The organism is Aequorivita sp. IT1282 (assembly GCF_058068205.1).
Genome location: NZ_JBYRHR010000001.1, coordinates 307,191 through 320,750, shown reverse-complemented (window position 1 = coordinate 320,750; position 13,560 = coordinate 307,191). Strand labels below are relative to the sequence as shown.

The window sequence follows — 13,560 nt, the reverse complement described above, 5'->3', positions numbered from 1 at the left end:
GCAAAAGCGGGATTTTTTTATACTTAAATAATGCATTATTATATATGCAATGCTCTATCTTCAGTTGCTGCTAGTGCAGCTTCTTTAACAGCTTCGGCATAAGTTGGGTGTGCATGGCTCATTCTTGCAATATCTTCTGCGCTGGCGCGGAATTCCATTGCAACTACGGCTTCGGCTATTAAATCTGCTACCCTTGCTCCTACCATATGTACGCCTAAAACCTCGTCTGTATTTTTATCTGAAAGTATTTTTACAAAACCATCGGTATCTCCACTTGCACGGCTTCTTCCCAAAGCACGCATCGGGAATTGTCCTGCTTTATACTCAACTTTTGCTTCCTTCAATTGCTCTTCTGTTTTTCCAACAGAAGCAACTTCTGGCCAAGTATAAACAACACCTGGAATTAAGTTATAATCAATATGTGGTTTTTGTCCGGCAATAATTTCAGCAACCAAAACTCCTTCTTCCGAAGCTTTGTGAGCTAGCATTGCACCGCGAACAACATCGCCAATGGCGTAAATGTTTTTAATGTTTGTTTGTAAATGGTCGTTCACGTCAATCATTCCGCGTTCGGTGATTTTCACACCAGCGTTTTCAACTTTTAAACCATCGGTATAAGGTTTTCTTCCTACGGAAACTAAGCAATAGTCACCTTTGAAAGTTACTTCTTTATCGTTTTTATCAGTGGCAGTAACCGTTACTTCTTTAGCTTTTTTAGAAACTGCAGATACTTTATGCGAAAGGAAAAACTTAACCCCTTGCTTCTTCATAGCCTTCATTAATTCCTTGCTTTGGGCAGAATCCATTGTTGGAATAATACGGTCCATAAATTCAATTACAGAAACCTCAGAACCTAAACGACGATATACTTGGCCTAATTCTAAACCAATTACGCCACCACCAATAACAACAAGGTGTTTCGGAATTTCTTTTAAACTTAAAGCCTCGGTAGAAGTTATAACTCTGTCTTTATCTAATTTTATAAAAGGAAGCGTTGCAGGCTTGCTTCCAGTGGCAATGATTGTGTTTTTTGCCTCAATGGTTTCATTTTTTTTACCACCTATAATTTCAATATGAGTTGCATCTTTAAAAGCACCCATTCCTGTATAAACGTCAATTTTATTTTTATCCATCAAAAACGCAATTCCTTTTGTGGTTTGATCCACAACCGAAGCTTTACGTTCTACCATTTTTTTGAAATTCACCTTAATATCGCCAGGAATTTCGATACCGTGTTCTTCAAAATGCTTTATGGCGTCTTCGTAATGATGAGATGAATCTAAAAGTGCTTTGCTGGGAATACAGCCTACGTTTAGGCAAGTTCCGCCCAAAACAGTATACTTTTCAATGATTGCTGTTTTCATTCCTAATTGTGCGCAACGAATTGCAGCTACATAGCCTCCAGGACCTGAACCAATTATTGCTACATCATATTTGCTCATAAAGTGTTTCTTTTAAATTAAAGTGCCAAAGGTACAATACTGTTTAAGAGTTTAAAAGTTTAGGCCTTTAAAAATTTGTTTCTAAAAAGCGATGTTTTTTAAGTTGAAAGATTGACGCTACTGCCTGTTATATTTAGAATTCTTTAAATGAAATGATATATAATTTGACCACTCCTTTAAATTTTTGCAAATTTGCGACACAATCTAAAACACATAATAATGGCTTTTAAACCAGCAGATAAAATTCAAGATTTACAGTATTTCGGCGAATTTGGAGGGGTTAATCCTTCTATTTCCGATTCTTCAACATATACGTTTCTTTCCGCAAAAACGATGTTCGACACTTTTGAAGGCAATGCCGAAGGGTGTTATTTATATTCTCGACACTCCACTCCTTCCAATTTATATTTGGGGGAAGCGCTTTCAGCAATGGAAGGTACAGAAACGGCAAACGTTGCGGCTAGTGGAATGGGTGCCATTACACCAGCAATACTTCAACTTTGTAAAGCTGGCGATCACGTTGTTTCTAGCAGAACTATTTACGGCGGAACTTACGCTTTTCTGAAAAACTTTGCCCCTCGATTAAATATTGAAACTTCATTTGTAGATATTACAAAACTTGATGAAGTTGAAAAGTCTATCACTAAAAACACAAAAATTATTTACTGTGAAACAGTGAGCAATCCTCTTTTGGAAATTGCAGATATTGAAGGAATTTCAAAAATTGCCAAAAAACACGGACTGCAATTATTGGTTGATAACACTTTTTCACCTTTAAGTATTTCTCCTGCAGTAATGGGCGCCGATGTTGTTTTACACAGCTTAACAAAATTTATTAACGGAAGCAGTGATACTATGGGCGGCGTAACTTGCGGCACACAGGAATTTATTGACAGCCTTCGTAATGTGAACGACGGAGCAAATATGCTACTTGGTCCAGCAATGGACAGTTTACGTGCAGCTTCTATTCTTAAAAACATGAGAACGCTTCACATTCGCATAAAGCAACACAGTGTAAACGCTTTGTATTTAGCTGAAAAGTTTGAATCCGATGGTTTAAAAACTGTTTACCCTGGGTTGAAATCTCATTCTGGTCATGAGCTTTTCAAAAAAATGATGAATAAAGAATACGGTTTCGGTGGAATGCTAACACTAGACGTTGGCGGAATTGACAAAGCCAACGAATTAATGGAGTTAATGCAGGAACGTAATCTTGGGTATTTGGCGGTAAGTCTTGGTTTTTACAAAACGCTGTTTAGTGCACCGGGTTCTTCTACTTCTTCTGAAATTCCTGAAGAGGAACAAAAAGAAATGGGACTAAGCGACGGATTAATACGTTTTAGTATTGGTTTAGATAACGATATAGCACGCACTTACCAGATGATGCGTGAGTGTATGGTTGAAGTTGGGATTTTATAGATCTTCAGTAAAATATATAGTTCATTAAAAAACTCCCGATTCTATCGGGAGTTTTTTTCATGTGAAATAAATTTGATTAATTATTTCAATTCCACCAATTCTATGGAAAGAGAACTGCCTGATAATATCGGCATACTACCATTACTTGAAGCTGATATTACATAAAATCTCTGATTTAGATCGGATACATCTATCAACATGGATTTCGATAAAGTATGTGAATTGTTTTTAAATTTTTGACCATACACTGAGCTTCCCACTATTTTAGTAAATGCAGTGGTATTGCTTGGGCCTTTTCCTAAATAGAATTCATGATAACTATTTTCTGTGCAATTAACCGTATATGATATTCGAAAAACTCCTTTTACAGAATTTTGCACAAAAGAGTTTCCATAAACAACCTTACTAGCTGGTCCGCTTGAATCAAAGGATATAGCATTATTAGGATTCACAGTTGTATTATTTGAAAGAAATTTTATACCATAGGCCTTAGTAACATTTATGGCAGACACCCATATGCTACCAGTCCAATAATAAAAATCGGGTTCTAAATCAGAAGTGGTATTCGTGTTAAATACTAAAGTACCTGTAACAAGACTTCCTCCCCGTGGATTTTGAACAGTGGTTACATCAGTAAGACTCCGTAATGAATATTCAGGAATTAGGAGACCCCCTCCGTTTTGACTAGAAGCAATTTCAAGCTGAGCTCTTGGAGTTGTGGTACCAATACCAACCTGCGCAGTAGAAGAAAAGGAAATTATTGAAAACAGAAGTAGTAAAGAAATTTTATTCATACATGAAAAATGTTTAGATTTTAGTAAACATAATCTCATAAGAATGGGTTGAACAATTTTCAATAGTTATTTTAGGTTTAATTGTTTAAATAATCCTTTTACCGTTTAAGTGTAACATGAAAATTTATTGGTGTCGCTTTTAACATTTTCAGCGTTGATATAACCATTACCGCCAATTCTTTTTTATTTGCGTAGGTTTTTTCAAAATCGTAACATTACATTCCTAAACGAAAAACGCAACATGCAAAGTCAAGACATAAAACCCACCGATCCCAAAGATGATAATGTAGTAGAAAATAAAGAACTAAACATTTGGGAAGCATTAATACCTGTGGTGGCGCTTATTATAATGCTGTTTTACAATGTGTTTTTTGCCTTTGGCGATTCAGCCTTAGATGGAAGTAACCAGTTCATTCTTTTAATGGGTGGCGCTGTGGCAGCAATTGTAGGCTTTTACAACAAAGTGAGTTTTGACCAAATGCTGGAAGAAGTTGCTGTTAATGTAAAATCTACAGCGGGCGCAATTTTAATTCTTTTAATGGTTGGAGCATTAGCGGGCACTTGGCTCATTAGTGGTATTATACCAACAATGATTTATTACGGATTACAAATTTTAAATCCGACGATATTCTTAGCTTCCTGTGTAATTATTTGCGCTATTATTTCGGTTGCAACTGGAAGTAGCTGGACTACTTCGGCAACGGTAGGTATTGCTTTAATTGGTATCGCCAATGCACTGGGTATCTCAGTGGGAATGACTGCCGGAGCTATTCTTTCCGGCGCTTATTTCGGAGATAAAATTTCGCCATTAAGCGATACAACAAATCTTGCACCTGCAATGGCTGGTACAGATTTGTTTACGCATATTAAATATATGCTTTATACAACAGTACCAACATTAGTAATTACGCTGATAGTATTTATCATCATTGGTTTCAATATTGATACTTCAGGAACCGCGGATACACATTTAATTCTCGCTGCCGTAAAAGAATCTATCAATGTAAGTCCTTGGTTGTTTGTTGTTCCATTAGTTGTAATTTTCTTAATTGTAAAAAAAACACCACCATTAATAGCACTATTAATAGGAACACTTTTAGGTGCTTTAGCAGCCTTAATCTTTCAACCAGATATAGTAGCCTCAATGGGCGGCGGAACCTCCCTTACTTTTGAAAATGGCTACAAAGGAATAATGAATGCTATTACTGTAGATAGTTCTATTCCTACAGAAAATGAAGCCTTGAAAGAATTGTTTTCTGCTGGCGGAATGTCTGGAATGTTAAATACAATTTGGTTAATTCTGTGCGCTATGGTTTTTGGTGGTATTATGGACGGAATTGGCGCCTTGGCGGCAATCAGTAAAGCCTTATTGAAATTGTTTCACACAACGTTCGGACTCTTTGCAAGTACTGTCGTAAGCTGTTTGGCTTTAAATGTTACTGCCAGCGATCAATATTTAGCAATTGTAATTCCTGGTAAAATGTATGCGAAAGCCTTTAAAGACAAAGGCCTTGCTCCCGAAAACCTTTCGAGAACATTAGAAGATTCGGGAACTGTTACTTCAGTGTTAGTTCCTTGGAATACTTGTGGGGCCTACCATAGCGGAGTTCTGGGTGTTGATACACTTCACTATGCAGGTTATGCAATTTTCAACTGGTTAAGTCCGTTTATGACGCTACTTTTTGCAGCCTTTAGAATCAAAATCAGAATGTTGACTACTTCAGAAAAGGCTTAATTGGTTTGAAAATGGTCTTAGGACATCAAGACGAAAGACAAAGGATTACTATCTTATTTCAAAAGTATCTTTCATATAACTTTTAGTCTTACGTCATACGTCCTATCGTCTTAAGTCAAAATATTCATACTTCATTCAAACAAAACCTTATAACTTTTATTTATCGTTAAAAATTTAACCTATTAGCAAATACTATCGGTTTATAGATTAATCCATTAAGCATTTACTCTATTTCCGTAGGTACTTTCTATCTTTGCAGTAGAAAATTATTAACCCAAATAAAAAATAAAATTATGTCATTAGTAGGAAAACAATTCCCAAACATTTCAGTAGATGCAATGAATGAAATGGGGGATACTTTTAAACTAAATGTGCTTGAAGAAGCGAAAAAAAATAACAAAAAAGTATTGCTTTTCTGGTATCCAAAAGATTTCACTTTTGTATGTCCAACTGAAATTCACTCTTTCCAAGAAGCGCTTTCAAAATTTGAAGACCGAAACACTATTGTTATCGGAGCTTCTTGCGACACGCCCGAAGTTCACTTTGCGTGGTTGAGCACTCCAAAAGACAACGGTGGGATTGAAGGTGTAACCTACCCAATATTGGCTGACACCAACCGCAACCTTTCTAGTGCACTTGGTATTCTTGATATTACAAACGAGCGTTACGATGAAGAAACCGGACATCTTATGGTAGATGGTGATAATGTAACATACCGTGCAACTTACCTAATTGACGAAGAAGGAAAAATTTTCCACGAAGGTGTAAACGATATGCCATTGGGAAGAAACGTAAATGAATTCCTTAGATTGGTTGATGCTTATACGCACGTGCAGAAAAACGGAGAAGTTTGTCCAGCAAACTGGGAAGAAGGAAAAGACGCAATGAAAGCTACTCGCGAAGCTGTAGCGACTTATTTAAGAAACTAGATTATGGTAGTTGAGTTAAAAGATGATAGCCTGCAACAGCTAATTTCTGAAGAAAAGAACGTTATCGTTCAATTTTCGGCAGGATGGTGCGGCAATTGCAGAGTGATGAAACCGAAATTCAAAAAGTTGGCTACAGAAACTGAAGGTTATAAATTCGTTTTGGTAGATGCCGAAAAATTTCCTGAAAGTAGAAAAATGGCGAATGTAGATAATTTGCCAACCTTCGCAACTTTCAAGAATGGCGAATTAGTAAACCAAGTTCAAACCAACAAATTTGAACTCTTAAAAGAGCTAGTAGATGAAGTTGCCAGTAATTAGACATATTCAAAAAAACAATTCCACGACGCAGATGGAAAACTGCATTGAAGTTTTGGAATCGTACAGCGAATATAATCGCATTACAGATGATGAACTCGATATCATCGGCGAACTAATCACCAACCTTTGTGGTGCGGTAGAAGTTCAAAAAATGATTGAAGACGGTATGCCGGAGCGCGATGCAGCTAATGCATTTGCACAGAAAGTTATTGGTTCCATAGACCGATAGAAATCTAGAATATATTTTATAAAAGTCCCTTTACAAATTTTGTGAAGGGACTTTTACTTTTAAATCACTTTTTCTTTAAGAAGTTGTTTGCATTTTAAGCAGATCAATATACGTATCTTTAGGCTTCATTTAAAAACTACAAATAATGGCAACTATAAAACTCGGTGGAAATAATATTGAAACAGTAGGAACACTTCCAAAAATAGGCGATTCTGCGCCCGATTTCGAATTAATTTCACAAGACTTAAGTTCAAAAAAATTATCAGATTACAAAGGCTCCCGCGTAATAATGAACATTTTCCCGAGTATTGATACAGGTGTTTGCGCCACATCGGTACGTAAATTTAACGAGAAGGCAACGGGCCTCAAGAATACAAAAGTGCTCTGCATTTCAAAAGATTTACCTTTTGCACAACAACGATTTGTGAGTGATGAAGAAATAAATAACGTTACCAACCTTTCAGATTTTCGCGATGGCAACTTCGGAAAAAATTATGGTATTGAGATGAGTACAGGCGCATTGAGCGGTCTTCACTCGCGTGCGGTTGTAGTATTGGATGAAAACGGAAAAGTAATTCATAGTCAACAAGTACCCGAAATTGGAGAAGAGCCAGATTATTTATCGGCATTAAAACCACTTTTATAATGTGGAATACTTTTTTAGGAAAGCGACTTAAAGCATTTCGATATGCTTTCAAAGGCGCTTTTCTTTTACTTCGGCACGAGGCAAGTATCCAGGTTCAAGCTGTGATTGCTATTATTATGATTTTTGCTGGATTTTACTTTGAAATTTCCACAACCGAATGGATGTTTCAAATTTTGGCAATTGGGCTCGTTTTGAGTATTGAAGGCGTAAATACTGCCGCAGAAGAAATAGCCGATTTTGTACATCCAGATTTTCATAACAAGATAGGATTTATAAAAGATGTAGCTGCTGGGGCAGTTTTCTTCGCAGCAATTACAGCCATAATTATAGGCTGCATCATCTATTTTCCTAAATTCTAAACGTGTTAAAATTTTATTTAGAATTTGTTTTTTGTAATTTGAAAATTTCCTCATTGATATTTGTATTTTTGCTGAAAAGACAACCGTTCCGTTAATGGCCAAAAAGAAAAAAACAACCACCAAAAAACCGCGCAAAAAATTAAGCTTTACACTAACCAAACAACAAAAAATTCTTTTAGGTAGCTTTTTGTTTTTATTAGGGCTGGCGCTTCTATTTTCTTTTGTTTCCTACTTTTTTACTTGGCAAGCGGACCAAAGTGAAATTGGAAATTTAGCAGAACGCAAATTACCTACTCAAAATTGGCTCAATAAATTTGGCGCCAACACAGCACATTTCTTCATTTACGACGGTTTCGGGATTGCTGCCTTTATTCTCGCATTTCTTGTTACACTAACCGGGATTTATTATTTCTTCGATTATGCCAAGAAACAATTACTAAAATATTGGTTTTGGGGAATGTTATTAATGCTTTGGACATCAATTTTCTTAGGCTTCTTCGGTGGATCGGCAACCCTCTTTAGTGGTATTATCGGCTTCGAAAGCAACGATTTTATGCAGGACTATTTAGGATTGATTGGCACAATGCTGATTATGGTTTTCATTCTAATTGTTTATTTAGTTGTAAGACTCAAGTTAACCCCAGAAATGGCAATTGGCGCTTTTAGAAGTACGAAAGAACAAATAGCTTCTGAATTTACTACCAATGAAAAGACAGATACAGTTAATGAAAGTATCTCTGAAAAGAAAGTAGTTATAGAAAGCGAAGACGATTTATCTAAGCACTCCATCCAAGAAAAAGTTACACCCAAACCACCTGTAGTTGAAAAAATAATATTGAAATCTGATGTGGAAGGTGATGTAGCAATGGAAGTTGAACAGACTGTTGAGGAGGAAGAAATTGAGAATTTAAGCGACAAGTTGGTGAAAGATTTTGGCGAATTCGATCCAAAACTGGATCTGAGTAACTATAAATTCCCAAGCATAGAATTACTTCGGGACCACACCGTTGGTGCCGCAATAACCATAGACCAAGAGGAGTTAGAGGAAAATAAAAACCGAATTGTTGAAACGCTCAACAATTATAAAATCGGTATAGCCAATATTAAAGCTACGGTTGGCCCCACGGTTACACTTTATGAAATTGTGCCCGACGCCGGTATCCGAATTTCAAAAATAAAAAATCTTGAAGATGATATTGCGCTTTCGCTATCTGCTTTAGGAATTCGAATTATAGCGCCAATTCCTGGTCGCGGTACCATTGGTATTGAAGTGCCGAACAAGAATGCGAAGATTGTTTCAATGCGTTCGGTAATTGCTTCGGCTAAATTTCAAAATGCTGAAATGGAACTTCCAATCGCATTTGGAAAAACCATTAGCAACGAAACTTTTGTGGTCGATCTTGCAAAAATGCCTCACATGTTAATGGCTGGTGCCACAGGACAAGGAAAGTCGGTTGGTTTAAATGCCGTACTTACTTCACTTTTATATAAGAAGCACCCTGCCGAAGTAAAATTTGTTTTGGTAGACCCAAAGAAGGTGGAACTTACGCTTTTCAACAAAATTGAGCGTCATTATTTGGCAAAATTGCCCGATACCGAAGAAGCAATAATTACGGATGTTACAAAGGTTATCAATACCTTGAATTCACTTTGTATTGAAATGGATGCGCGTTACGATCTGCTGAAAGATGCAATGGTTCGAAATATAAAAGAATACAACACCAAGTTTAAAAACCGAAAACTAAACCCCAACGAAGGCCACCGATTTTTACCGTATATCGTTCTTGTTATTGATGAATTTGCAGATTTGATAATGACTGCCGGCAAAGAAGTGGAAACGCCAATAGCACGTTTGGCACAGCTAGCACGAGCAATTGGTATCCATTTAATAATTGCAACGCAGCGACCTTCGGTAAATGTTATTACTGGTATTATAAAAGCAAACTTCCCAGCGAGAATTGCGTTTAGGGTAACAAGTAAAATTGATTCACGAACTATTTTGGATAATTCTGGAGCCGATCAACTTATTGGTCGAGGAGACATGCTTTATACACAAGGGAACGAATTAACACGAATTCAATGTGCATTTGTGGACACTCCAGAAGTGGCAGATATTACAGAGTTTATTGGTTCGCAAAAAGCATATCCAGATGCTTATTTATTGCCAGAATATGTAGGTGAAGAAGGTGGCACAAATCTTGATATTGACATATCGGAACGCGATAAACTGTTCCGTGACGCCGCAGAAGTATTGGTAATTGCACAGCAAGGTTCTGCTTCATTATTACAGCGAAAACTGAAATTGGGGTATAACCGGGCAGGTAGAATAATTGACCAAATGGAAGCGGCTGGAATTGTTGGCCCTTTTGAGGGAAGCAAGGCACGGCAAGTTTTAGTTCCAACAATTGACGCGTTACATCAACTATTAGATAACGAACTTAATGATAATTAAAATGAAGAAACTAAGTATAATTTTAATCGCTCTTTTTATTACCACGATTTCACAGGCACAGGATGCAAAAACATTACTGAAAGAAGTCTCTGCAAAAGTAAAAAGCTACGAGAACATTTCTATCGATTTTAAATACAATTTAAACAATACCAAAGAAAACGTAAACCAGGAAACCCGCGGCGATGTTACGCTGCAGGGCGATAAATATGTTTTGAATATGCTTGGCACTACCCGCATTTTTGACGGAACAAACATCTACACGATTGTTCCCGAAGATGAGGAAGTAACAATTTCAGCGTATAATCCGAAGGACGATAAAGATATTACACCTTCAAAAATGTTGACTTTTTATGAAAATGGTTACACATACAAAATGGACATCGAGCAAAACGTGAAGGGAAGAAAAATACAGTATGTAAAGCTTATGCCCATCGACTCAAAAGCAGAGATAAAAGATATTCTGTTAGGTATTGATGTGCAAACAAAACACATTTACAAACTTATCCAGACTGATGCCAAAGGCACTAAATACACACTTACCGTAAATTCTTTTAAAACAAATCAACCTGTTTCTAAAACCTTGTTTACTTTTGACGAGGCTAAATATAAAAAAGACGGTTACTACATAAATAAGCTATAATCGCGTAAGTGAAAATACTGGACAGGTACATATTAGTAAGTTATTTGAAGACGTTTTTAAGCGTCTTCATTATTTTAATGTTCATATTTGTCCTTCAGACAATTTGGCTCTACATTTCTGAACTTTCCGGAAAAGATCTGGATATTTGGATTGTGCTAAAATTTCTTTGGTACGTCTCCCCTAGATTGATTCCGTTAGTACTGCCACTCACCATTTTGGTTACTTCATTAATGGTTTTCGGAAGCTTTGCAGAGAAATATGAGTTTGCCGCAATGAAATCTACTGGAATCTCGCTGCAGCGTGCTATGGGAAGCGTAATCGGTTTCATTAGCGTATTGTCTATTACAGCTTTCTTCTTTGCAAACAACGTTATCCCCTATTCCGAATACAAATGGCAGAACTTGCGACGAAATATTTCGCAGTTTCAGCCTTCTATGGTTATTTCCGAAGGGCAATTCAGCCAAATTGGAGATATGTTCAATATAAAGGTTGAAGAGAAAAGTGGCGATCGTGACCAGTTTTTGAAAGATGTGGTTATTCATAAAAAGAATAAAGATAAACCCAATGGAAATTTCACTGTTATAATTGCGAATAACGGCGAACTTGCTAGCGAAGAAGGCAGTAATACACTTTCTTTAATTTTGAAAGAAGGTAATTATTACGAAGAAATTCAGTCTAAAAATCCTGGTAAACAAAAAGGAAATCCTTTCGCAAAGAGCTATTTTGACGAATACTCCATCAATATTGACCTTACAGAACTGAATAATAAAGACGTAGACAAGGAAAACGATCTGAACAATCAGAACATGTATAATATTAGCGAATTGCACGTTGAAATCGATTCACTTTCAGAAAGTTATACAACAGATATTAAGAGCTACACTAAAAATATGTACTACCGCAGTGGTGTAGAAAAATTCAAAGAAAATAAAATTAATGATACGGTAAAGGCCCCTGTCATTGCTTCTATTATTGATATTTACAAACCCGCACAACAAATGCAGATTATAAAACTTGCATTAAATAACGCCAAAGGAACGCTACAAACGGTAGATGCCAAGAAGGAAGAATTCAAAAACAAAACTAAAAGATTAAACAAAACCGAGATTGCGCTCCACGAAAAATATTCACTTGGCGTTGCCTGTATTATACTGTTTTTTGTAGGAGCCCCACTCGGAGCCATTATCCGCAAAGGCGGAATGGGCTTACCAATGGTTATCGCTATCTTACTTTTTTTAACCTATCATTTTATTGGCATATTCGCCAAAAACAGCGCTGAAGATGGCACGATGCATCCCTTTATTGCAACTTGGCTAAGCACCGCTATTATGCTTCCGCTAAGCATTTGGCTCACTTATCGCGCCACAACAGACCAAGGTATTTTCGATTTTGATACTTTTTTACAGCGTATTTTAAAGCTTTTCGGGAAAAAAACTACAGATGCCGCTATTGTAGATGGTGAAATAGCTATTTTACTTACACAACAAGAAAAAGCCTTCGTATTGTCTAGAAATGAGACACAACTTAAGGATGTCGTTAAAAATTATCGTCAATATGGTTATTCGGAAGAAGTAAGAAATGCTGCATTACAACAATTAAATTTGAAAGGATATTCTGAATTAGAGCTTAAAATGAGTGGTGAATTCGAGAATAAAAAATATTCTGACGCTTTTCAATATTATAAATCCTCAACAAATCTTTCAATAAAAGGATTAATTGCATACTTTGTTTCTATTATTTGTCTTTTAGGAATGATTATCTTTAATAATATTGATTCTACTATATCCGAGACACTTAAAAATATCTTTCAAATCGGTCAACTCATTTCGCTGATTGTTTTTTATATTTTAGTTGTGAAGGCACTTTTAAGTAGTTCAAAGTTCTATAAAGTTGTAGGCAAAGAACAAGATACTGGACTATGGATGGCATTCATGTTACTTGGTCCCATCATTTATGTATTCCTTCACTTTACCTATATCAAGAAAATGAAAGAAGAATTACAAATGATAAATTAATTTATTCTTTAATAAATATTTGTAGCAAAATACCAAAAGGAAGCAGTGTTTTAACCGCAAAGGTCACAAAGATTTTACGCAAAGTGCACTAAGAATTTATTACTCTTTTTAGTCCATTTTTCAGTAAAGCAACGTTGAAATTAATTAATAATCCCAATTTATAATTTCCTAGTTTCATATAAGTTAAGATTTGCGCCATATGAACATCGTTCAAACTTTCAACACTTTTAATTTCGATAACAACTTTGTTTTCAACTAAAATATCAATTCGATAGCCAACTTCCAATTTAACATTTTCATACACTAATGGCATTGGTTTTTCTTTTACAGCAATTAAATTAGCTTGTTTAAGCTTGTAGAAAAGACATTCCTTATACGCACTTTCTAGCAAACCTGGGCCTAGAGCTCTATGCACATCTATAGCTAAACCTATAACACTTTTAGAAATTTGATTTTCATCCATACTTGGCGTCCTTTGTGCTTCAAACTTTGTGAACTTTGTGGTTAATTCTTCATCTTAAATTTAGTGAAAATTAATAACTCTAATTATAGACAAACTATACTCGTTTGAAATGGCTATTT

Annotated in this window: 13 protein-coding genes; 10 read left to right on the top strand and 3 right to left on the bottom strand. The window is 36.0% G+C overall.

Annotated features, from left to right (window positions below):
* Positions 1–38: 38 nt before the first annotated feature.
* Positions 39–1,442: a dihydrolipoyl dehydrogenase gene (gene lpdA / locus AC3RVG_RS01570; protein ID WP_489689672.1), complete on the bottom strand. Its 1,404-nt coding sequence runs from the start codon at positions 1,440–1,442 to the stop codon at positions 39–41.
* Positions 1,443–1,661: 219 nt separating this feature from the next.
* Here lpdA and AC3RVG_RS01565 point away from each other — a divergent pair, with 219 nt between their 5' ends.
* Positions 1,662–2,861, top strand: a complete 1,200-nt coding sequence (locus AC3RVG_RS01565) for an aminotransferase class I/II-fold pyridoxal phosphate-dependent enzyme (RefSeq protein ID WP_489689671.1) — start codon at positions 1,662–1,664, stop codon at positions 2,859–2,861.
* Positions 2,862–2,941: 80 nt separating this feature from the next.
* Here AC3RVG_RS01565 and AC3RVG_RS01560 read toward each other — a convergent pair whose 3' ends face one another.
* Positions 2,942–3,655: a hypothetical protein gene (locus tag AC3RVG_RS01560; protein ID WP_489689670.1), complete on the bottom strand. Its 714-nt coding sequence runs from the start codon at positions 3,653–3,655 to the stop codon at positions 2,942–2,944.
* Between the two features lie 187 nt (positions 3,656–3,842).
* Here AC3RVG_RS01560 and nhaC point away from each other — a divergent pair, with 187 nt between their 5' ends.
* The 9 genes from nhaC (at position 3,843) to AC3RVG_RS01515 (ending at position 12,978) form a co-directional block, all read left to right on the top strand.
* Positions 3,843–5,390, top strand: a complete 1,548-nt coding sequence (gene nhaC, locus AC3RVG_RS01555; protein WP_489689669.1) for a Na+/H+ antiporter NhaC — start codon at positions 3,843–3,845, stop codon at positions 5,388–5,390.
* A 293-nt stretch (positions 5,391–5,683) separates the two neighbouring features.
* Positions 5,684–6,319 carry a peroxiredoxin gene (locus AC3RVG_RS01550; protein WP_489689668.1) on the top strand — a complete coding sequence of 212 codons (636 nt, stop codon included), beginning with the start codon at positions 5,684–5,686 and terminating at the stop codon, positions 6,317–6,319.
* A 3-nt stretch (positions 6,320–6,322) separates the two neighbouring features.
* On the top strand, positions 6,323–6,637 hold the full coding sequence (locus AC3RVG_RS01545) for a thioredoxin family protein (RefSeq protein ID WP_489689667.1): 315 nt from the start codon (positions 6,323–6,325) through the stop codon (positions 6,635–6,637).
* Positions 6,618–6,866: a DUF6952 family protein gene (locus AC3RVG_RS01540; protein WP_489689666.1), complete on the top strand. Its 249-nt coding sequence runs from the start codon at positions 6,618–6,620 to the stop codon at positions 6,864–6,866. Before AC3RVG_RS01545 ends, AC3RVG_RS01540 begins: the two co-directional genes overlap by 20 nt.
* A 145-nt stretch (positions 6,867–7,011) precedes the next feature.
* Positions 7,012–7,512, top strand: a complete 501-nt coding sequence (gene tpx / locus AC3RVG_RS01535; RefSeq protein ID WP_489689665.1) for a thiol peroxidase — start codon at positions 7,012–7,014, stop codon at positions 7,510–7,512.
* Entirely contained in the window at positions 7,512–7,871 is a 360-nt protein-coding gene (locus AC3RVG_RS01530; RefSeq protein WP_489689664.1) for a diacylglycerol kinase family protein, read from the top strand. Before tpx ends, AC3RVG_RS01530 begins: the two co-directional genes overlap by 1 nt.
* A 94-nt stretch (positions 7,872–7,965) precedes the next feature.
* Positions 7,966–10,323, top strand: coding sequence for an FtsK/SpoIIIE family DNA translocase (locus AC3RVG_RS01525; protein ID WP_489689663.1), 2,358 nt, complete (start codon positions 7,966–7,968; stop codon positions 10,321–10,323).
* 1 nt (position 10,324) lies between these two features.
* Entirely contained in the window at positions 10,325–10,963 is a 639-nt protein-coding gene (gene lolA1, locus AC3RVG_RS01520) for an outer membrane lipoprotein periplasmic chaperone LolA1 (protein ID WP_489689662.1), read from the top strand.
* Positions 10,964–10,971: 8 nt separating this feature from the next.
* Complete coding sequence (locus AC3RVG_RS01515; protein WP_489689661.1) at positions 10,972–12,978, top strand: LptF/LptG family permease; 2,007 nt, start codon at positions 10,972–10,974, stop codon at positions 12,976–12,978.
* A gap of 88 nt (positions 12,979–13,066) precedes the next feature.
* On the opposite strand, the gene AC3RVG_RS01510 is transcribed toward AC3RVG_RS01515, so the two are convergent.
* Entirely contained in the window at positions 13,067–13,441 is a 375-nt protein-coding gene (locus AC3RVG_RS01510; protein ID WP_489689660.1) for a GxxExxY protein, read from the bottom strand.
* Positions 13,442–13,560: the final 119 nt, after the last annotated feature.